The following is a 21,037-nucleotide window of genomic DNA, read 5'->3' as shown; positions in this document are numbered from 1 at the left end:
ATATTGAGATATAGCTTAATTGGTAGAGCATCATCCTGATACGATGATAGGTTTAGGTTCAAGTCCTAATATCTCAACAAAGCATAGTGAGATGTAGCTTAATTTGGTAGAGCATCGCTCTCATAAGGCGAAGGGTTCAGGTTCGATTCCTGACATCTCAACACATGCAGGGGTAGCCGAATTGGTATAGGCATCAGATTTAGAATCTGAAATTTGAGAGTTCGAGTCTCTCTCCCTGTACAATTTGCTCCACTAGCCCAAATGGAAGAGGCATCGGGTTTAAGCCCCGTTCAGTCCAAGTTCGAATCTTGGGTGGAGTACAGGACGAAACGTTAAGAAAATGTCTGGTAGACATTTTTAGTGAACGTGCCAGTTGGCTTGGAGGAAAAGGTCTATGGTGTAATGGATAGCATGCAAGGTTTCGACCCTTGTGGTATGGGTTCAAATTAATCCGTAATGTAAAGGCAGCATACAGGGATTTGACTCCTGAGGTATAGGTTCGAGTCCTATCGGATTAACAGGCTATGGTGGCTTTAGTTTATGTGGTAAAACACCTCACTGTGAATGAGGAAAATAGGGTTCGAATCCCAAAGTCACCCAAAAAGGAACAATAGCAAAGCAGGTCTATGCGTCGGATTGAAGCTCCGAAGATACTGGTTCGAGTCCAGTTTGTTCCACAACAAAAGAATGATAAACAAAGTAGAAAACATGAAAATTGTATCAAACAAATGGAGAAACTTTAGTGGGAAAGTGTTTAATGAACCCATTACAACACTTATTGAAAATGCTATTACAAGAGAACAAGAAGCTGGTCATAGATTAAAAATCTGTGTAGGTTCAGATTCGCAAGCATATAAATCACATGTGGCTTATGCAACAGTCATTGTTGTACTTAGGGAAGGAAAAGGTGGTTTTATGTTTATCAAAAACCAGAAAGGCATTACTAAAATAAGTACTAAAGAACGTATGCTTAAAGAGGTGACTATGTCTGTGGAGACAGCATATTCAGTATGTCATATTTTGGATAAATATAATGTTGAACTTGAAGTACATGCCGATATTAATACAGATCCAAAGTTTGAATCTAATGTGGCTCTTAAAGAAGCTATGGGCTATATTTTAGGAATGGGCTTTGTTTTTAAAGCAAAACCATACGCTTTTGCAAGTTCATCTTGTGCAGATAAAATGGTGAAATCTAGTTAGGCATTTAAATAATATTATCTACGCAGAATAATTGCGTAGAAATGCATAACATTTGTAATATAATTAATTTTTTGAATATGTTTTTTATTGAATATAAACTAGATAAAGCGGGTTGGGCATTTGGAAGAATTGGAAACTCGAAAAAGGAAATCAAATTCGTAGCATCTTATTTACATAATAGTTTGCTAGAATTGGCTCAATCCGCAATTGATATAAAGAAAATGACTTCAAAGCGAGTTGTTTTTATGGATGAACCTGGGGAATATATTCTAGTAATTAAGCGTATAGACAATATTAGAATATTGTATGAACTACGCTGGTATAACGATTGGTTTAGTTGGGGAATGTACCCAGAAGATAAGTTCGTATTAGAATTGTCGGGAGAAACAACAGTTCCTAAATATATAAATCAAGTTAGAAATGTGTTGTTCCAACTTATGGAAAAACATACTGAAAAGGAATATAAGGAATTGTGGATAGAACATCCATTTCCGATGAAAGAATTTAATGAATTAAGATAAACTTACTATGCAAGGTTAATCAGTAATAGTATTGGATGTTTGTATCGTATTTAATTGGTAACCTATAAAACTTGTTTTCAGTGTAGGGCTCTGCTAGATAAGCAATCTAGCGGAGCTTGATAAACGTTCTTTAAATAAATACCTCTTTAGCTTAAAAGGAAGAGCTGCGGAAAAAGATTTACGTGACCGTGGAGTGATAGGATGATGTGGTTGGTGGCGAGCTCGCCAATGACTAGGTTTTGCAGAAGCACCGAAATTTACAAGATAAAAAGTAGGGAAGCGCATTTAGAGCCTATCTGTTCACTTTTGTGAAAGTACCAGTTCGAATCTGGTAAGAGGTACTAATAAAATTACGATTCCTGCGTATACAGGAACAAAAATATCAAGCGAGTCTTGTTACGTGTTTCATTATAACACTATTGTATAAATCCTTACTGTTTAGTATGAGGTTTTTATGTTCAACTTGACTTGATACCAATTGGTTGTTTGGTTAAACAATAACCACCATCTATATGTCATGGGTTCGAATCCCATCTTTCCCACTAAATGATAATTAATAAAATGGGAAAGTAGCTCAGCGGTTAGAGCAATAGATTTTTTTGCACAGGTTCGAATCCTGTTGTGGCCACCATTTCAGGCCATATAGCTCAGTAGGTTAGAGCACTACACTCATAATGTAGGATGTGGACTTTAATCCACCTTTAGGAAAAGAAGACCAACTTTAAAAAATAGGTCTCAAGTGTGTCTCACTCTAAACGACAAAAACAAAGTGAATTAAAGCTGGCGATAGCAACTTGTTGTTTGAGCAGTCTAGATAACACCTTGAAATGCACCTGTATTTTAAGATGTTTTGGGTATTCTTTTAAAGATTCATTTTTCAAAAAAAGATATTATGAATTCCATAAGTGTCTTAATTTAATTAACCATCTAAAAAACAATGCTTAAAGGCACTTTAAATCGGTTGTATTTCCGTAGTTAGAAAGATGGTTTTCTTTCGCTTTGTTTTACAAAAAAATAGTCACTCTTAATTTGAGAGTTCTATTATAAATGTTTAACCGTTCTGATGCAAAAACGAAAATATCAGAACAAAAAATTAGAAATCATGAAAAGAGTAAGAATTCATGCAGGTATGGTAGGTTTAGTGTTTAAAAATGGGAATTACACACATGTGATTACTGAAGGTAAACATTGGATAGGTTTTAGAGCAAAAGTTGCAAAATATAGCTTATCTCAACCATTTAACGCGCCAAGAGCATTAGAGATCTTACTTAAAGATCAGGCTTTGGCAGATATGTTAACCGTAATTGAGGTTAAGGATAATGAGATTGTTTTGGTATACGAAAATGGTAACTTTAAGCAGATATTAACAGCTGGTCGTTACACCTACTGGAATAGCTTGATTGACTATAAATATGTAACTGCAGATTTAAGTAAAATAGAGATTACAGAAGCTATCAAAAAAGCAATCTACAATAAGCCAGAATTGAGCAGATACATTAGAGTATTTGAGGTAGCTGCTTACGAAAAAGCCGTTATGATTGTAAACGATAAGTTTGAAAAAACTTTAGAACATGGTACATACCATTTCTGGAAAAATGATCAAACCATTAAAATTGCAAAAGCCGATTTACGTCAATTACAATTAGAAATTGCTGGTCAAGAATTGTTAACTAAAGACAAGGCAACAGTTCGTATTAACTTTTATGCGCAATATAAAGTCACAAACATTGAGACTGCATTAATGCATAATAAAGATTACGAAAAGCAATTGTATATTATCTTACAGTTGGCATTGAGAGCATTTGTTGGTGGGTATGCATTAGACGAATTGTTAGAGCAAAAGGAAACCATTGCTAAAGCAGTTTTAAGCGATGTAAAAACGCAAGCTAGCAAATTGGGTGTAAACGTATTGCATACAGGTATTAGAGATGTAATCTTACCAGGTGATATGAAAGATATCATGAACCAAGTATTGATTGCTCACAAAAAGGCACAAGCCAATGTGGTAACTAGACGTGAAGAAACAGCGTCTACACGAAGCTTGTTAAATACCGCAAAATTAATGGAAGACAACAGCATGTTGTTTAAATTAAAAGAGATGGAATACGTAGAGAAAATTGCCGATAAAATTGGTGAGATTACTGTTGCTGGTAATGGTAACGTTATTGAACAGTTAAAGGATATTTTCTCAGTAAATAAGTAGTAAAAAGACCTAAACTTAATAAATTTAGGTCTTTCTTTAATTAAATTGAAAATTAAAACTATGAGACACATATTACCAAAAACTATAAAAACATTTAAAACATCATTTGACTCTAACTCAATTTCATCTGAAGATAATACGAAAAAAGGTAATGAGATAGCTAGTAAATTTTTAAAGTCAGAGTCTTATAACGATGAATTTGATTTGATGGTTCATACTTCTAATAATAAAGCAACATTTGGTTTTGATTTTTTGTATAAAAGTGAAAAGAAATTTATTCCTGAATTAGATCCGAGCGTAATTTATTTTTCAAGTGCTCAATTATTTTCTGGAATGATTTATAATTATAAAAAAGACCTTTTAAGAAATTCATTCTCACTAAAGGATATTGCTAAAGACAAACCTAATCAATCTTTAGATGATACTATGAAACAATTCGAAACCTTTTTTCAATTCGCCTCCAGCTATATAATTATGTTAAGCGCATCATTAGAGGCTTTTGTAAATAAATCAATTCCAATTGATTACACATATACGACAAAAGATGGTATAGAAAAAGATATTGAATGGATTCATAGGCAAAGTATTGATTTTAAAACAAAAAAGATAATTCCTAATTGTACAGAAAGAGACTATACAGTTGAACATGAAGCAAAATATCAGGAAATTTTAGCTATTAAGAACTTTAGAAATGACTTGATTCATTTAACACCAAAAAATGAAATAACTAATACTAAATATAAAGAGTTCTATAGGAAAGTAATTGATTTTAAATATTCTGAAGTAATATACTCAATAAGGCATTACATAAATTATCATGAAGAAGGTTTGATTGAAGAATGTCCTTGTGATAATAAATTTCACTTTGATATTATTAAAAAATAAACTGCGCAAAAACATTACGCAATATATTCTAATATTTGTAGGGTAATTAAGAAATCAGGAAATATGAAAGCGAAAATATTAGACAAATTAAAACAAATAGAACAAGATAAAAATATAGAAATCTTATTCGCTGTAGAATCAGGAAGTAGAGCTTGGGGTTTTGCTTCTCCAGATTCCGATTATGATATACGTTTTGTGTACAAACATTCTAAGGATTGGTATTTAAATCTTTGAGAACAAACAGATACTATGCAGTTTATGACTGAAGATGATTTAGATGGTTCTGGTTGGGATATTCGCAAAGCATTGCGATTACTAGCAAAGTCAAATGCGTCATTTACAGGATGGTTATTTTCACCAATAGTATATCGTGCAAATAATGATTTCTTAAATGAGGTAAAAAAAGTAGCAAATGCTAACTTTAACCCTGTTTCTGGGTTTTATCATTTTCATAGTATGAATAAAAATTTTGAAGAAACATTAGGTTCAGAAAAAATGACATTAAAGAGTTTCTTTTATGCCATACGTACTGCACTTTGTGCAAATTGGATTTGTAAAAATGAAACTATTCCACCAGTACTATTCAGAGAAATGTATTCATTAATAAATGTAGGTTATCATTCAAAATTAGAGGCACTTATTGCATTAAAAAGTGAGCGCATTGAGAAAAGTAATGATTCCATCGAAACAGATTTAATAAGTTTAGTAAAAGATATAGTAAACGAAAACAATAGTGTTAAAGATAGATTAGTTAATAAAAAACCGAATCCAGATGACTTTAACGACTTGTTTTTAAAAACACTAAAATAATGACATTAGAAAAATTAAAAGCATCAGGACATATCATTTTTGAATGTATAAGTGGCAGTAGAGCTTATGGATTGGACACACCTACATCAGATACTGATATAAGAGGTGTATTCATACTTCCAAAAGTGAGTTTTTATTCTTTGGATTATGTAGGTCAGGTGAATAATGAATCTAATGATATTGTATATTATGAATTACGAAAGTTTATAGAACTCTGTTCAAAAAACAATCCTAATATCCTAGAATTGCTAAACGTACCAGAAGAATGTGTGCTTTACAGGCATCCCCTTTTTGATGGAATAAAGCTTGACTATTTTCTATCTAAACAATGTGAGAAGTTATTCGCTAATTATGCCTATGCTCAAATAAAAAAAGCTAGAGGTTTAGAAAAGAAAATTGTTAATCCAGTTGAAAAAGAGCGTAAATCAGTATTGGATTTTTGTTTTGTATATGAACATGGAAAGTCTACACCTCTAAAGGTATTCTTAGACATGAAAAATATAAAACAGGAAAATTGTGGAGTAGCAAATATTGCACACTTAAAAGATTGCAACAATCTATATCACAATTTAGAGATTCCTTATAAAGGCATTACTAGAAGTGATAGGGCAAACGATATTGCATTAAGCTCTATCCCTAAGGGAGAAGCTGCTATAGGTATGCTGTTTTTTAATAAAGATGGTTATTCTACATACTGTAAAAAGTATAAAGAATATTGGGATTGGGTAGGCAAGCGCAATCAAGAACGTTATAAAACAAAAGTATCACATGGTAAGAATTACGATTCTAAAAATATGATGTATACGTTTAGATTATTATATATGGCAAAGGAAATAGCTTCCGAAAGCACCATTAATGTAAAACGTAGGGATAAAGCCTTTCTATTAGATATTAAGAAAGGGAAATTCGAGTACGATGAATTAGTAAGTTGGGCAGAAGAACGAAAATTAGAATTAGAGGAATTATATGCTACTTCTAATTTACCTGAAAGACTAGACTTAAATAGAATAAATGATTTATTAATTAATATAAGAGAAGAATATTATAAAGAAAAGTTGATTAAAAAAACTCATATTTGTAACACAAATGATATCGCATAGATTACATGTCGGTCAAAAATTTGAGTTTTATATCTATGTTTTCGTTCAGTGGATAATTAGTGCTCTATGTATTTTTTTTAGAGGGACAACTTTTAGAAATTGTAAAACCCAGCGTAAATACAATACTCTTTTTACGAATTTCTGTAATAAATGGAACTCTATTTTTGTCTATTTTAGAGCTTAAAATCAAACCGATGCTAAAAAAATTACTCGTAATACCTTTTTTACTTTTTTCTTTAAATATATTTTCCCAGTTAGAAAGTGTTACTTTGATATCATGGAACATACAAGATTTTGGAAAAACTAAAAGTAGTGAGGAATTAGATGAGATTGCAGAAATTGTTAGGTATGTTGATATCATAGCGATACAAGAAGTTGTTGCTGGATATGGTGGAGCTCAAGCTGTTGCTAAACTTACCGATATTTTAAACCGAAAAGGGAACACATGGGATTATGCAATAAGTAACCCAACAAACAGCTCGAAATATGTTACAGAGCGCTACGCCTTTATTTGGAAAAATAAACATATTAAAATAAAAAATAGAGGCCGATTGATTACCGAATTGGATGCTGTAATAGACAGGGAACCGTTTCTTTTAGATTTTTATATAAATAAAAAGAAATTCTCTATTGTTAATTTTCATTCTAGACCTTTTAATAAGAATCCAGAAAGTGAAATTAAAGCTTTAGCTACTTTTATAAGTGATTTTATTGAAAGACCATTAATTATAGCTGGAGATTTCAATGTAAATGAAACGAAACCCGTATTTGATGATTTTAAGAGTATAGGATTTACCCCTGCTGTTAATAATCAAAAAACAACCTTGAAAAAAGTTTGTAAACAAAATAAATATTTAAATCATTCTATTGATAATATTTTTTCATCCAAAGAAGTTGATAAAATAGAAAGTAAGGTTATCGATTTTGTGAAATTTTGCGAAAACTTAGAAAAAGCAAGAAAATTATCAGATCATTTACCTGTTTTTTTAAAATTTTCTATTTGATAACTTTTTTACTTTTCCATAGGAGTTTCTTATTCGCACTTACACCCTGATCCAACAATCCATTTACAACAAGGATCTGCTTCACATGGAGATTTGTTTTTTCCTGAGCAACCACAATTGGATGTCGTAGCGCAGTTTTTCACACTATTTCCAGGTTCTTCACAGGCAATACCATCGTTATCCCTGTCTAAATCGTTTCGGCAATCTGGATCTGCTTCATAAGCTGCTTGAGCAGAAGCTTGAGAGGTATAATTTGCGCAATTGGTATCTCTGCAAGGGCTAGGATTGTTAACATTTTCGCTGGAAGAACAAGAAAATATTAGGACAAGAAGTATCCAAGGAATCAAAGCTAACATACATCCTGTGTTTTTAGCTTTAGAGAAATTTTTACGATAAGATAAGCCAGGGATTCCTGTACGAATGGAATAGCCTTTTGTGCTTATACTTCCACGTTTTGTTCTGTAACTTGGAGTAGTACCAGATTTACTAATATTTACACCAAGGTTTTTGCCTAGTTTTACTCTTTTGTTGAATTTAAATGACATAGTTATTTGTTTAGAATAAAATTGAAAATTATCTTTTCTATATTTGAAGGTAAGTCTGAGTTTTTAATTTTCGGATTTTTCACTCCCATAGACTTGAGCCAATTATACCAATAGGTTTCAATAATATCTTGAGCATAGGGATGTTTTGAATTTTGATTTTCAATACCAATAACGAGTACTTCTAAATCATTTAGATTGTTGTTAGCTGGTATAAAACCCAGATTACGTTTTTCCATGATTTCTTTCCAATTGGGAGTATTTAATGCTAATTTAGATAGGTATTGAGGCGTTAAATAAGAGGTTTGGTTTTTGCTATTCCGTATAGATTTTTCGTGATACATATAGCCATCGGTAAGAATAACCAATATGTTTCTACGACAACTTTCTATGCAATAATCCTTTACATGATCTTTAAAAAAACGCCAAGTGTCCGAACCAGGATAACCTCCCTTTATAGATGATGATCTTGCTAGATTATAAATTAAAGAAGGGTTGTTTTCATATAGATTAAGAGTTTTGGGCATCCATTCTTTTTTTGAAACCCCTTTTATATATGAAATTTTTAACTGATTTGATATTTGATTTATTTTAGGGTCTGAAGGAACTGGTTCAAAGAACACCTCCATTTTATCATAAAGTAACCCTAGTTTTTTTCCCTTAATGTGGGTGTTAAATGCTTTAGCTAATGATAGAATATAAGCTGAATCTTTAACTTGTTGGTTTGGTAAGTCAATTCTATCAGAAAGATCTAAGAGAATACTAATATTTAGGTTTTCTTGTTTTCGCTTCATCAAAAAATCAGAGCAATCATTTTTAGCTTGTGTTTTTTGATTTTTATCAACTGTAAGATCTTTAGAATTTTCTTTTTTATCATTGCTACATGACATAAAGAAAAGCAATAAGCAACTAGTAAAGATTACTTTTTTCATTTTACAAGGTTTTTGTGAATACAGTATTTTGATAATCTTGTCGAACGCCTACAGCATCAAGGTGAAGTTTATTTACATCAATACAAGCTGTAATTAAGTTGTCCTTTTCTGACTTTGCAATTGGTAATTGTTCATTTACGAATGTTAACCAGCCCTGCAAATATTCAGAAGCATATAACTTGTATTCTGCAGTTGGAATAATAGTACCATCTATAATACTTTGTAGCTCATGAATTCTACCATTGGCGACCGAAATTTTTTCTTTTATAGTTCTGATCAGAGACTTAAGTTCATCTATTTTGACTGTATTGTCGTGTATTTGTTCTTGATGAATTTCAATTTGCTCATTGCGTTTGCGAATCGCATTTTTCACTTTATCTTTTTCTTTATTTTCTTCCATTACAAAATCGAAAATAAAGCCCCAAATGAGGTAAGCTATAAACCCTAAAAAGATAATTAACCAGAATTCTTGACTCTGCATAGCTTCGGAGAATCCAAATGAGGCATTTTCATCAACCACGTTTAGTTCCCATAGTTTTTTCTCCACAAAAAAGGCAAGTAAAACATCAAAAGCTAATGTTGCTAAAACGACTCCAGCAAGTTTAAAATAGGATATTAGTTTTTTCTTTTGATAAAACATATGGATGAGGTATCCTAACCCTATAAAAATAAATGGAGCAAATATGACAGTTGCTAATGCTTGAAAACCATCTTCTGCGGCTAATAAAATGGCATTTGGTACATACCACCGCAGATCGTCATAAGTAAATTGTTTTTCCATAGCCGAATAGACAACAGAAGCATAAAACATAAATAGATATACTGTTATGGGGATTAAGACAGTGAGTCCAATCCAAAATTTTGCAGATGCTCCTTTTTTTGCAGGAACGCCGTATACTTCAGGGTTTAAGGGCAGGTCTGTAATCTCAAACTTTAACTCTTTTATGCTATCCTTTATGTCTTGATTCTTATCTTCCTTTTGTTTAATATTTTCATTTGCATTATCAATGGCTACTTGAAACCCTTTAATTTCTGATTCTTTAGCACGCTGTTCTTGAAAATACGGTCGTTTTAACTCTTCTTGCTTATGGTTTAATTCTTTTTCCTCATTCTCGAACTTAGCATATACAGCATCCAAACAAATGCCAAGTGTTTGGGAATTACCCATATTTCTCGAACTATGACGAAAGCCTGTTTCGTGATATGTTCGCTTTCTTACTTCTTGTGGAACCTCCTCATCGTTTATTTTTGATAAGGATTCTTTAGGCTTTAATTGTATTAAGTTTTTGAATCCCATAATTAGTTTTTTAGTTCAATTAAAATATCTTGTTTACTTCTATTGGCCTTAACAGCTTCAATGAGATGGTTTGCTAATGGTTTTATGTTTTCATCCATAAACCCAAAGAGTTTTATATATTTTTCTAAAGCCATTTGTTCGTCTTCAGTTACAACGCCATCTGCCCATATCATAATAGCAAAATCACATAGGAATATGAGTTTCTCATGAATATTCTCAGGAATAAGATTATTGGTGTCTAGCGGATGTAATAAGATCTCATCCAAATACTCTTTAGAAACCCCACGTTCTTCTGCAAATTCGTATAACATTTTAATTTCTAAAGCACTAAATTCACCATCAGAAAGTGCAATTTGATATAATCTTAAAAAATGACTTTTTAGAACTGCTGATATTTTTGTTTTTTCCATAATAAGTTAATTTAAAGGATTCGATCACGTCGGTATTTTTTCTCTTCTTTTTTTTGAATTATGACCTTTTCTGTTCTGGGTTTATTGGTAATAATTTCTATAAGAAATAGTAGGCCAGTTATTATGTCCAAAGGCATCCATAAAACCTTTTTATAGAGGTAAATGGGAAAAATAGGATTGAATAAAATGGCAACAATCAGAAATAGCAATACCCAATAGGTAGTTGCTATATTTTTAAAAATGACTAAAACAGCTCCGATAGAAACGACTGTGCGTAGTAGCCAGTAATATTCTCTTGGCGCCTTTAGTACTGCCATAAAAAGTAGTATTGCACAAATAATAGATGTAATTCGTACTGTATTATGGAAGGTTTTAGTGCTCATTTGAAATCTTTAAACAGCAGTTAAATCATAAGTTTCTGCAATAGGCGCATTTGTCTTTACTGATACAATACCATGATCTCTGGCTTGTGTAGAATTATACATTTCGCTTTTAGCTATGGTTTCTCCATTTTTGGCTTTTAGAATAAAAAAGTATTTGTCATTTGAAGCTACTTTTTTCTCATAACTACTATCTTCTGGTGCATACACTTTTACCGAAGTAATACCGTTTTCACAACCTTGCTTTGAGGCATACATTTGACTCGTTAAAATAGGTTCTCCATTTCCAGCTTTAAGATTAAAATAGAATTTTTCATTAGTACTGTTTTTAATTTCGAATTTTGGTTGTCCCATTATTATGTGTTTAAATTATTAATACTTCAAATCTAAACCCACCAGAAGACAAATCCTTACAGATATCTGTAAAGCAAAAAAAGAATGATATGCACCATTCTTTTTTATCTTATTTATTGACTAATGGCCTAATCTTCCCAACCACATAAGGTTCTTTTCAATGCTTTCGCTTTAGATAGTTTTACTTCATAAACCTTAGTAGAACAATTAGATAATCCGCGACAATGTTTTGTATAATGATAGCGTTTACTGCCTTTGCCTTTACAGATGTAAACATTGGAATTGTTAAAAGAGGTGAAAAACAAAAGAATTATTATTGAGGAGGAAATATAAAGGAGTTTCATTTTATTTTTGTTCTATTCTGATTCATAATAATCAACGGTTTGTAATAACTGTTTTTCAAATTCATAGATCTCGTCAATTGACTGAATTAAGTGTCTAGTTTCACCTTTGTCTTTTTCAAAGAGACCAATGTATTTGTTACTGCTGTTTAGATGAATTCTGCATAAAGGTTTTCGATTGTTATCATCTAACAAAATACCAAAATAAGATTGCGTATCTCTATAGGCGATTCGTTTTACAGGTAGCTTTCTTCGTAAAATGGCGACTACAATTCTAAAACTGTCTAACTCCTCTTCTGTGGTGATAATTTTACTTATTTCTTCTACTTCAACAATATCCTCTTGTTGCTTTTCGGTCTCTTTATTTAACGCGGCATTTAAACGGTCATTAACTTTTTCGCTAATAGTCTGGTTAAAGGCTTTTGTTACCAAATCAGTAAATTCATCTATAACACGTTTGGTTACAATACCTGTATGCACTTCTTTTGCAAAAAGCTTAATAAAACCATGAGACGGAGCTTGTAATTGTTCAGATATCAATTTCTTTAATTCTTTAGTATATTTTAAAGAGCTCGCATTATTGACTATTTTATCAATATCAAAATTAGACTTATGAAATTTCGTAATTTCATGTATTACAGTATCTTTTAGAGTCGTAATGTTAAACTCTAAAAAAGGTTTTTCATCCATCTTATTGCTGGCATCTAAATCGGTATAAAAGCGATATTCTATTCCATTTGTCAATAATGCAAAACGAGTTTTTGAAGCATGGAAGTATCGAAATAATTGAGAGTTATGGGCGTCTAAGTTCTCTTTCCAATTTTTACATTCTATTATAATGATAGGCTGTTCATTCTGAAAAATGGCATAATCTACTTTTTCTCCTTTTTTAAGACCAATATCTGCTGTATATTCTGGGATAACTTCGGTAGGATTAAAGGTATCATATCCCAATATATTTATAAAGGGTAATACAAAAGCGTGTTTTGTAGACTCTTCAGTGTCTATTTTATCTTTAAGCTTGGTTATTTTTTCAGCTAAGGATTTAAGTTGGTTTTGGATTTCCATGGTTTATTTTTTATCAAAAATTGCTTTTGAAAATATATCATTGAAGAATTTTGTTATTTCTGTTTCTTTTCCTTTGGATTTAGCATACTCTAACCCTAGAGTTTCTAGTTCTCCAATTACAAACCCTTTTTTAATTAATGTTTTTGAATTTGGATTTTTTTTTAGTCTTTGAACTTTTTTGAGCCAAATATTATAAGAGCCATCAATTGCAAAACCATATTTTTTAAAATCAGTGCTGTCTTTGAAATTTAATAATGTTGTATATAAATTTTTGAATTCTTGAAAAACTTCTTCTTGGTTTTTAAAGTTCTGTCCTGCTATAATTTGAGATGTGATAAATGTGATTAATAAAAATATTTTTTTCATAGAGCTATTTTGTTTTAGAAAGTTTAATACTTTATCTCTTCGTTATAAAATAGATTTAATTTTTACACCCATCCTTTTCACAAGTAATTGATGCGTTTGAGGCTTCCCAATGACTTTCAGATGTGTCAAAACCACACTCTGTTTTTCCTCCTTTATATCCTCTATGAACTTCACCTGTTTCTGTATTCTTAACTGCCATAATATGTGTTTTAAATTAATAATACCCCAAAATTACGTTCATAAAACAACAACCCCTTACAGATATCTGTAAGGGGTTGGAATTGTTTAAATTAGAGATGTGTTTCTATATTTATATCAGTCCATCTTTAGTAAGTATAGCGATAAGTTGGGTAGTGTTTTTGGCACCAAAATCATCAAATAATTTACTTACTCTTTTATCGATAGTACTTTCACTATTTGGTGTCATATTATTTTGTTTAAATTTTTCTGCAATTTCTTTTTTACTTAAACCATTTGCTAATTCTGTTAAAATAGAGATGTCGAATTCTTCCAATTCAATAACATTTTGGTTTGAAGTCATATTTATTTGTGGAGATAGGTAAGTATTATCCTGGTAAACCTCAAGTATAGCCGCTGTTAATTCATTTAGACTATGTCGTCCTTTACAAACATAGCCATCAATGTTTTGTTCTTTAAAAAGAGATTTTACTTTTGATGGGTTATCTTCCATAGAATTTACAATAATTTTTATGGATGGCTGTATGGTTTTTACAGCCTTTATAAGGTCTACGCCCGAGGTGAGTTTACGGTCTACATGATTCTCTTTAAATAAAAGGTCTGTAATCAATAATTCAAAAGGAACTCCATTAGAATGTGCTACTTTAATCCTGTTAAAGGCTTTGTCACAATAGAGTTCTTCTTGTAATTCATGGATATTCAGTTTATTTGATAATGCACTAACAATACCAGCATTTGTATCTTGAAAATCTTCTGCAATCAAAACTTTTTTAAACATAATAGAAGCTTTTTAATTTGGGGTTTTAATTTCGGCTTTAAACCCTTTTCCTTTATCAGTTTCAAATATAATTGTTCCACCAATAGCTTGAATACGCTTTTCTGTATTGCGAAGTCCGTTTTTAGTTTGCATAGCCATTTTTGAAGCGCCTACACCGTTGTCTGAATAATTAATTTGTAAGCCATCGGATAATGTCTTAAACGCAATTTTGACTGCTGTAGCATTACTGTGTTTTAACATGTTTATCATTAATTCTCTCAAAACTTTATACAAAACGATTTTACTTAAATCATTTATGGTAGACCAGTCTATAGATTTACTTCCTGTAGTGTATAATTTAACTTGTGTTGAAGTATATATACTAAACATATCAAAAAGCTCGTTTTTATAGTTAGCTCCAGTTTCAACCTCGTTTATTTCCCTTGAAAAATCACGACTTTGATTGTAAAGTTCATCTAGAGCATCAAGCAATTTGTATTTGTCTGAATCGTTTTGAACCAGGAGCATGGAGTGGTTTATTTTTGCGCCAAAATCATCATGTAGCTTTCTAGATAATTCGGCTTCTGTATTATAAACAGCTTCTAGTTTTTCTAACTCATTTTGCTGCTTTAAAACCTCTGCTCGCCTTTTAAAAAAGTAAATAGCAAACGCTATAATTAAACAGGCAAGTATAAAAGCAGACAAATAAATTATTTTAGAATGCCGCTCTTTGGTATATGCTAAATCTTTCTCTGCTTTTTCTTTTTGCAAGCGTAGAATAGATTCTTGTTTTTGCTTATCATCATATTTATATTTGGCGAACTGTGTTTTTACTTTTAGTTCTTGAGCATAAAGACTGTCTTGTAAAAAGACATAACGATTTCGTAGTTCCACATTTTTAGGGTAGACTTTCATTAAGAATTTAACAGCATCCTTTTCGGCTCTTGGCATTTTTAAATCTTTTGACAAACGAATAACAGAATCGAAATATGCTGAAGCTTTCATGCTATTGTCCTTAGAATAAAACTCTCCTAAATGTGTGTAACTGGCTATTTGGCCACGTTTGTCATTATTTTTGATTCTTATGTTTAGTACCTCAAGGAGAGGTTTTTCGGTTTTATTTTGACCAGAAAGCCATTTTGCATAAGCTAAATTGTCTATGGCTCTATTATATTCTTTCGGGATATTTTGGAATAAAGAATCTTTAATAATACCACTAAGTAATGCAATGGCTTTTTCATATTGTTTATGGTCTACATGGGTGACGGCTATATTATTTTTACAAATCAATTTATCTTTTTCTGAATTTGCAACCTTGATTGCCTTTGAATAATAGTTAATAGCATCCTCATAATTCAAAAGTTTTCTGTGATTAGTAGCTAGGGCGTTATAAGCTGATGAAATATATCTAATATTTTTTGTAGGATTCAAATATTGTAAAGCTTCTGTTAAGGTTTCTTTGCTTCCAAAGTAATCGTTTTGATTTTGTTGTATTAAACCCATATATAATAAGTTTTTTCCAACACCACTACTGTCTTTTATAGTTATAAAGTGATCTTTTGAGATATTATAATAATGAAAAGCACTATCAGGTAATTGAAGAACTTCATCAAAGTAAAATGCTTTAATGAGATATTGTTTCGCTAGATATAATTTATCATTAATAGTGGCAGCATGATTTAATAAAAGTTTTTGATAGACTAAAAGGCTATCATATTCTTGATTCTGAAGGTGAATAACGTTTTTTTGATATAAAATCTTAGAAAAAAAAGTGTCTTTATTTCTTTTCTGAGTACATTGCAAAGCGGTATTTATAGCTTTCTTTTTTTGACTTAGAGAAGTGGACTTATCTTTAGAAGCTTTATAGTAATGCTGAATACATTCATTAAATTTAGCGTCGATACTATTATTCAAATTACATGAAAGAAATAAAGAGCAGAAAATGATTAATATGATTTTATTCAAAAGAATTTTATTTTATTAAATATATTCAAAAAAAGGCTACACATAATTAAAGTATAGCCTTAATTTGATTAATTTGAATTAATTACCATCTGTAGGCGGTGGTTTTATTTGCCCGTCATCCCCCTCCGTAGCATGCGTATCATAAAGGTTGTCCGTTTCAGAAATTGATTCTTCCGTACAAGAAAATAAAGATATACTTAAAACTAGTGCCATTAAGGCTATGCTTATTGTTTTCATAATTTAAAAATTTTAGGATTAAACAAAGGAGTGGCTGTCTGGGGTTTTCCCAGATTTGTTTTTGTTAATCAACCACTCGTGAGTGTTTGGAGTACTCCGTTGTTTTTTGAGAAGTAAAATTGTAATGCAGTAGTGTGTAACTACTTCTCAATGCGTTAATTACTAACTACATTACAGATTTCTGTTAGAATGAATTTTCTAGAATTACTATGTTAGCTAAACACTGCGGTTAATCATCTCTGACACAAAGGTATAATCATGAAAAGCTTATATTTATATAGAATTCCAAGAATTCCAAAGATTCTATAGAATTCTGTTTAAAATTGAATAATTCCACAATTTACTATGGAAAAAAAGACTAAGGAGACCTATAAAAAGGGGATTTTAGAGAAGTATAAACTTGAAAAAACAAGAGAATTAAGTTCTTATCTTTTCAACCCAACACCAGGATTAATTAAAGAAGCCTGTGAGGTTGTTTTTGAAAAAAGGAAAGCAGATAATGATATTAGAATATTAAGAAACTTTTTCAAACCAAAGGAGAATGAAAATATATTATCAGCAATACACCGAATAGAAACTACTAAGTTTAAGCCTGTAGTTAGTTTTTTAAAAGAAGATACAAAAGACCCAAATTCTTCAACTTTGGAATTAATAAGTTGGTTAGTTGATTATAGTCCAAGACCCTTTTTCGAGTATTTACAAAAGGGCAGCGCAGATGAATTAGGTTATTTGTCTAGTGATGCTTTTAAAGATATAAATCAAAAAAATGAAGATTTAATTTCTACTGGAACTTCAGGGGTGAAAATAGAAAAAGAAGATGTTGAAAAAAAAGGAACAAAAAGAAGAAAGAAAATTATTAGATTTATTGTTTTGGGATCTATTATATTAGTAATGTTTTTTACTAAAGACTTTATAAACAAAGAACCTGTTAATCTTTTTGAAAATCGTTGCATGGCCTGGGCAAAAAATCAATACGAAAAAGTCCCATGTAATTTAGCTTTACATAAAAAATACGGAACAACAATTGAACCCTATGATTCTAAGAAAATTGCAAACTTTAAGAAGGTAGAAGTAACTATGAAGACAGATTTCTTTGTAGAAGAAACCAATAAACCTTTAATATGGTATACTAAAAATAAAGATGGTGAAATAGAGTATTTTACAAGCCCTGGACTTCACCCTATTACAGGTAAGACACTTGATGAAATAACACCGTATATAATCCAAAAATATGTGCCTTTGCATTCAGGTGGTATAAATTCTTTTGCTGATTAATTTTAAAAAATGACTTGTATTTATAACTTAAGCTGTTTTCATTCTAGTTTATCGATGGATACTGCTGATTTGAAGATTCATTGTAGGGTTTAAAAAAATATGAAAGATTACAAAATCTTGTGGCTCATTGAATATCGGGATGATAGAAATGGTAAATTGAATAATATTTAATTTCATTTTCAGTATTGTATCTTTGTGTTCTAAATACGCATAAATGAAAGTGAATCAAGATATAAAAGTCTCTGTAGATGCAGTTGTGTTTGGATATGAGTCTAAAAACAATTTATCGGTGTTATTAATTAAACGGGGAATTGAACCTTTTAAAGGCAAGTGGGCCTTACCCGGTGGTTTGGTAATGAATGATGAATCGCTTGAAGAAGCAGTAGAAAGAGAACTTAGTGAAGAAACAGGAATAACTATAGATTACTTAGAGCAACTCTACACCTTTGGTACTCCAAAAAGAGATCCAAGAAATAGAGTGCTTTCCGTAAGTTATTTTGGATTGGTAAAACCTAATCATTTCAATATTAAGGCAGACACTGATGCGGCTGATGTACAATGGTTTCATCTAAACGAAATACCAAAATTAGCATTCGATCATCAACAGATTTTAGATATGGCACATCAACGCCTAAAAGCAAAATTGAGCTATGAACCTATTGGTTTTGATTTACTAAGTGATGAATTTCCATTTTCCGATTTAGAAAATTTATATATGACTATTTTGGAAAAAGAAATAGATCGAAGAAATTTCAGAAAAAAAATGCTAAGCTTTGGCATTATTGAAGAAACCAATAAAATAGAAAAAATTGGAAGTGGTCGCCCTGCTAAACTTTTTAAATTCAATAAAAAGAAATTCAAACAATTAACTGTTAATGACTTCCATTTCGACATAAAGTTTGTGTAAATATTACACAAAGTTTTGTTATTTCGTTTTCTCTTTATATATTTGCGTAAAATAAACGCAATATGATTTTGAATCTAGACCATAATTTTAGACCATTTAGCGATAAAAAAAATATTGATTTTGAAAGCTTTACGTTTTCAGGTGGTGAGCCACATATCAAGATTTTAACATCAATAAACGAGGATCAAAATGTAACCGTAACGCATAGAATACAATCATTTAATGATTTTGGATTGTTGCTATTAGCTATTGACGCATTGCAGAGAGCAGGTATTAAATCAATTGATGTATTTATACCTTATTTTCCTGCTGCGAGACAAGATCGGGTTATGGTATATGGTGAATCATTATCTGTTAAAGTATATACAGAGATATTAAATGCTTTGAATTTGAATTGTGTGACAGTTTATGATCCACATTCAGAAGTGGTTCCTGCATTATTAAATAATTGTAAGGTGATTTCAAATCATAGCTTCATAGAAAAAGTGATGCAAGAAATAAATGAAGATGTGATTCTAATTTCACCAGACGGAGGCGCTTTAAAAAAAATATACAAATTGACTAGTACTTTAGGAGGTATTGAAATTATAGAATGTTCTAAATCAAGAAATGTAAAGACAGGGCAAATATCAGATTTTAAAGTATATACGGAAGGTTTAAAAGGGAAAACATGTTTAATTGTAGATGATATATGTGATGGAGGTGGGACTTTTATGGGGTTAGCTAAAGAGTTAAAAAATAAGAATGCAGGTAAACTATACTTAGCTGTTAGTCATGGAATTTTCAGCAAGGGATTAACTGAGCTTAGCAAATATTTTGATAAAATATATAGTACTGACTCTTTTAAGAGCATTGAAAATACAAACCAATTCAAGGAAATTGAATTAAAAGAGATAATCAACGATGAAATATAGTAGACAACAACTTATAACAGAGTTTAAACGAAAAAATAGAATTAAATACCTTTTCTTTTGGGGGCATACGCCAAATAAAGATGGTAGTATTAGTAAAAGTTGTTTTAGTCAATGGTGGATAGCTCCTTTTACCGTTGACAATATAATTTATAAAACTGCTGAGCATTGGATGATGGCAGAAAAGGCTCGACTATTTAATGATGACAAAAACTTAGAAGAGATTATAAAGTCTAATTCACCAGTGGAAGCTAAACAGTGGGGGAGAAAAGTAATAGGATTTACTCCTGAGAAATGGAACGAACACAAATATGAAATCGTAAAGCTAGGGAACATCCATAAATTTTCACAGCATCCAGAATTAGAAGAGTTTTTACTCAATACAAAAAAGCGAGTATTAGTAGAAGCCAGTCCAAGAGATCGCATTTGGGGTATTGGCATGGGAGCATCTAATGAGAAAGCTAAAAATCCACTTTTATGGCGAGGTAAAAACCTTTTAGGTTTTGCTTTAATGGAAGTGAGAGATGAATTAAACTGAAAATGAAAAAATCAACAAGAAAAATAAAAGCAGAAGAAACTCTTCAGATTATTGAGGAAGGAATATATACAAATTCTAACAAGAATATTAATATAAAGGATAGAGTTAAATATACTTTGGAGAATACAAAATATTATAGCTCAAATGATTTAGAGGAATTATCAAAAACAGTAGAATTGAAGTTAGAGCAAAATACTCAAATTGAAATTACAGGTGAAGATTCTATTAGTTGTATTCTAAGATTATCGCAAGAAGGAGAAACTAATATAATGTGTTTAAATTTTGCTTCAGCAAAAAATCCTGGTGGTGGGTTTTTAAATGGAGCCTTAGCTCAAGAAGAAAGTTTAGCAGTCTCATCTGCTTTATACGGATGCCAATTAAATACGTTTGAGTTTTACGAAACTCATAGAAATATGAAATCGTGTATTTATACCGACTCTATGATATATAGCCCAAAAGTTCCTGTGTTTAGAAATAAAAAAGGAGAATTACAGGATAAAGCTGTTGAGGTAAATTTTATAACAAGTGCAGCCATTAATGCCGGTGTAGTAAGGAGAAAAGAACCTCATTTAACCGATTCTATTTCTAATTTGATGGAGCAAAGAATAGAGAAACTATTAACTCTTTGCGTTAAGCAGAATCAACAGGTTTTAATTTTAGGCGCTTGGGGGTGTGGCGTATTTCAAAATGATCCAGATACTATCGCTAGTATATTTTATAATCAACTAACTGAAAAGTTTAAAGGACAGTTCAAACGAGTTGTATTTGCTATCTATTCAAGGAATGATAAATTCATAGAAGCATTTTTAAATGCTTTTAATAAGTAAAGAAAA

General features: G+C 31.1%; 24 protein-coding genes, 8 tRNA genes and 1 pseudogene. 20 read left to right on the top strand and 13 right to left on the bottom strand.

All coding sequences use genetic code 11. The features are described from left to right. The first annotated feature begins 4 nt into the window (after positions 1-4). The 15 genes and pseudogenes from Q4Q39_RS06875 to Q4Q39_RS06805 all read left to right on the top strand — a co-directional run bounded on the left by Q4Q39_RS06875 (position 5) and on the right by Q4Q39_RS06805 (position 7,726). A tRNA-Ile gene (locus Q4Q39_RS06875) sits at positions 5-77 on the top strand. A gap of 10 nt (positions 78-87) precedes the next feature. Then, positions 88-161, top strand: a tRNA-Met gene (locus Q4Q39_RS06870). Positions 162-166: 5 nt separating this feature from the next. Further along, positions 167-240: transfer RNA gene (locus Q4Q39_RS06865), tRNA-Leu, on the top strand. A 6-nt stretch (positions 241-246) separates the two neighbouring features. Further along, positions 247-320, top strand: a tRNA-Leu gene (locus Q4Q39_RS06860). Positions 321-447: 127 nt separating this feature from the next. Next, positions 448-518 (top strand) — tRNA-Gln (locus Q4Q39_RS06855). Between the two features lie 8 nt (positions 519-526). Next, positions 527-599 (top strand) — tRNA-His (locus Q4Q39_RS06850). Positions 600-604: 5 nt separating this feature from the next. Next, positions 605-677 (top strand) — tRNA-Phe (locus Q4Q39_RS06845). A 10-nt stretch (positions 678-687) separates the two neighbouring features. Beyond that, positions 688-1,203, top strand: a complete 516-nt coding sequence (locus tag Q4Q39_RS06840) for a ribonuclease H-like YkuK family protein (RefSeq protein WP_303281669.1) — start codon at positions 688-690, stop codon at positions 1,201-1,203. Positions 1,204-1,280: 77 nt separating this feature from the next. Further along, complete coding sequence (locus Q4Q39_RS06835; RefSeq protein ID WP_303281668.1) at positions 1,281-1,724, top strand: hypothetical protein; 444 nt, start codon at positions 1,281-1,283, stop codon at positions 1,722-1,724. Positions 1,725-2,293: 569 nt separating this feature from the next. Next, positions 2,294-2,355 (top strand) — tRNA-OTHER (locus tag Q4Q39_RS06830). A 471-nt stretch (positions 2,356-2,826) separates the two neighbouring features. Further along, positions 2,827-3,927, top strand: coding sequence for a slipin family protein (locus tag Q4Q39_RS06825; protein ID WP_303281667.1), 1,101 nt, complete (start codon positions 2,827-2,829; stop codon positions 3,925-3,927). Positions 3,928-3,987: 60 nt separating this feature from the next. Further along, on the top strand, positions 3,988-4,812 hold the full coding sequence (locus Q4Q39_RS06820; RefSeq protein WP_303281666.1) for a hypothetical protein: 825 nt from the start codon (positions 3,988-3,990) through the stop codon (positions 4,810-4,812). Positions 4,813-4,875: 63 nt separating this feature from the next. After that, a pseudogene (locus Q4Q39_RS06815) lies at positions 4,876-5,622 on the top strand (nucleotidyltransferase domain-containing protein). After that, positions 5,622-6,722 (top strand): nucleotidyltransferase domain-containing protein, encoded by a 1,101-nt coding sequence (locus Q4Q39_RS06810; RefSeq protein WP_303281665.1) that lies wholly within the window; start codon positions 5,622-5,624, stop codon positions 6,720-6,722. Before Q4Q39_RS06815 ends, Q4Q39_RS06810 begins: the two are co-directional and overlap by 1 nt. A 194-nt stretch (positions 6,723-6,916) precedes the next feature. Beyond that, entirely contained in the window at positions 6,917-7,726 is an 810-nt protein-coding gene (locus Q4Q39_RS06805; protein WP_303281664.1) for an endonuclease/exonuclease/phosphatase family protein, read from the top strand. 29 nt (positions 7,727-7,755) lie between these two features. Here Q4Q39_RS06805 and Q4Q39_RS06800 read toward each other — a convergent pair whose 3' ends face one another. From Q4Q39_RS06800 to Q4Q39_RS06740, 13 genes are all read right to left on the bottom strand, one after another. After that, entirely contained in the window at positions 7,756-8,271 is a 516-nt protein-coding gene (locus Q4Q39_RS06800) for a DUF4236 domain-containing protein (protein WP_303281663.1), read from the bottom strand. Between the two features lie 2 nt (positions 8,272-8,273). Next, a complete protein-coding gene (locus Q4Q39_RS06795; protein ID WP_303281662.1) occupies positions 8,274-9,200 on the bottom strand; it encodes a hypothetical protein in 927 nt (308 codons plus the stop codon). A gap of 1 nt (position 9,201) precedes the next feature. Continuing rightward, positions 9,202-10,497 (bottom strand): beta-carotene 15,15'-monooxygenase, encoded by a 1,296-nt coding sequence (locus Q4Q39_RS06790; RefSeq protein WP_303281661.1) that lies wholly within the window; start codon positions 10,495-10,497, stop codon positions 9,202-9,204. Between the two features lie 2 nt (positions 10,498-10,499). Further along, on the bottom strand, positions 10,500-10,907 hold the full coding sequence (locus tag Q4Q39_RS06785) for a hypothetical protein (protein WP_303281659.1): 408 nt from the start codon (positions 10,905-10,907) through the stop codon (positions 10,500-10,502). Positions 10,908-10,918: 11 nt separating this feature from the next. Then, the gene (locus Q4Q39_RS06780; RefSeq protein WP_303281658.1) at positions 10,919-11,290 is read right to left on the bottom strand and encodes a DUF6804 family protein; all 372 of its coding nucleotides are present in this window, start codon (positions 11,288-11,290) and stop codon (positions 10,919-10,921) included. A gap of 9 nt (positions 11,291-11,299) precedes the next feature. Then, the gene (locus Q4Q39_RS06775) at positions 11,300-11,641 is read right to left on the bottom strand and encodes a YegP family protein (RefSeq protein WP_303281657.1); all 342 of its coding nucleotides are present in this window, start codon (positions 11,639-11,641) and stop codon (positions 11,300-11,302) included. Positions 11,642-11,769: 128 nt separating this feature from the next. Continuing rightward, positions 11,770-11,985 carry a hypothetical protein gene (locus Q4Q39_RS06770; RefSeq protein ID WP_303281656.1) on the bottom strand — a complete coding sequence of 72 codons (216 nt, stop codon included), beginning with the start codon at positions 11,983-11,985 and terminating at the stop codon, positions 11,770-11,772. A 12-nt stretch (positions 11,986-11,997) separates the two neighbouring features. Next, entirely contained in the window at positions 11,998-13,050 is a 1,053-nt protein-coding gene (locus tag Q4Q39_RS06765; RefSeq protein WP_303281655.1) for a type I restriction endonuclease, read from the bottom strand. Positions 13,051-13,053: 3 nt separating this feature from the next. Beyond that, positions 13,054-13,416, bottom strand: coding sequence for a hypothetical protein (locus Q4Q39_RS06760; protein WP_303281654.1), 363 nt, complete (start codon positions 13,414-13,416; stop codon positions 13,054-13,056). A gap of 55 nt (positions 13,417-13,471) precedes the next feature. Beyond that, entirely contained in the window at positions 13,472-13,615 is a 144-nt protein-coding gene (locus Q4Q39_RS06755) for a hypothetical protein (protein WP_303281653.1), read from the bottom strand. A 111-nt stretch (positions 13,616-13,726) separates the two neighbouring features. Continuing rightward, positions 13,727-14,392 (bottom strand): response regulator transcription factor, encoded by a 666-nt coding sequence (locus Q4Q39_RS06750; RefSeq protein WP_303281652.1) that lies wholly within the window; start codon positions 14,390-14,392, stop codon positions 13,727-13,729. Between the two features lie 12 nt (positions 14,393-14,404). Next, the gene (locus Q4Q39_RS06745) at positions 14,405-16,336 is read right to left on the bottom strand and encodes a tetratricopeptide repeat-containing sensor histidine kinase (RefSeq protein ID WP_303281651.1); all 1,932 of its coding nucleotides are present in this window, start codon (positions 16,334-16,336) and stop codon (positions 14,405-14,407) included. Positions 16,337-16,414: 78 nt separating this feature from the next. After that, positions 16,415-16,573, bottom strand: coding sequence for a hypothetical protein (locus tag Q4Q39_RS06740; protein WP_303281650.1), 159 nt, complete (start codon positions 16,571-16,573; stop codon positions 16,415-16,417). A gap of 345 nt (positions 16,574-16,918) precedes the next feature. On the opposite strand from Q4Q39_RS06740, the gene Q4Q39_RS06735 reads away from it, so the two are divergent. The 5 genes from Q4Q39_RS06735 to Q4Q39_RS06715 all read left to right on the top strand — a co-directional run bounded on the left by Q4Q39_RS06735 (position 16,919) and on the right by Q4Q39_RS06715 (position 21,031). Further along, positions 16,919-17,848, top strand: coding sequence for a hypothetical protein (locus Q4Q39_RS06735; RefSeq protein ID WP_303281649.1), 930 nt, complete (start codon positions 16,919-16,921; stop codon positions 17,846-17,848). Positions 17,849-18,062: 214 nt separating this feature from the next. After that, positions 18,063-18,755: an NUDIX hydrolase gene (locus Q4Q39_RS06730; RefSeq protein WP_303281648.1), complete on the top strand. Its 693-nt coding sequence runs from the start codon at positions 18,063-18,065 to the stop codon at positions 18,753-18,755. A gap of 62 nt (positions 18,756-18,817) precedes the next feature. After that, entirely contained in the window at positions 18,818-19,669 is an 852-nt protein-coding gene (gene prs / locus Q4Q39_RS06725; RefSeq protein WP_303281647.1) for a ribose-phosphate diphosphokinase, read from the top strand. Then, a complete protein-coding gene (gene ybiA, locus Q4Q39_RS06720; RefSeq protein WP_303281646.1) occupies positions 19,659-20,204 on the top strand; it encodes a riboflavin biosynthesis intermediates N-glycosidase in 546 nt (181 codons plus the stop codon). The genes prs and ybiA overlap by 11 nt, the downstream gene beginning before the upstream one ends. A gap of 2 nt (positions 20,205-20,206) precedes the next feature. Next, positions 20,207-21,031 carry a TIGR02452 family protein gene (locus tag Q4Q39_RS06715; RefSeq protein WP_303281645.1) on the top strand — a complete coding sequence of 275 codons (825 nt, stop codon included), beginning with the start codon at positions 20,207-20,209 and terminating at the stop codon, positions 21,029-21,031. Positions 21,032-21,037 lie beyond the last annotated feature (6 nt).

The organism is Flavivirga amylovorans, assembly GCF_030540875.1.
GTDB lineage: Bacteria > Bacteroidota > Bacteroidia > Flavobacteriales > Flavobacteriaceae > Flavivirga > Flavivirga amylovorans.
The sequence above is the reverse complement of the archived record's forward strand: the minus strand, read 5'-3'. Positions and strand labels throughout refer to the sequence as shown.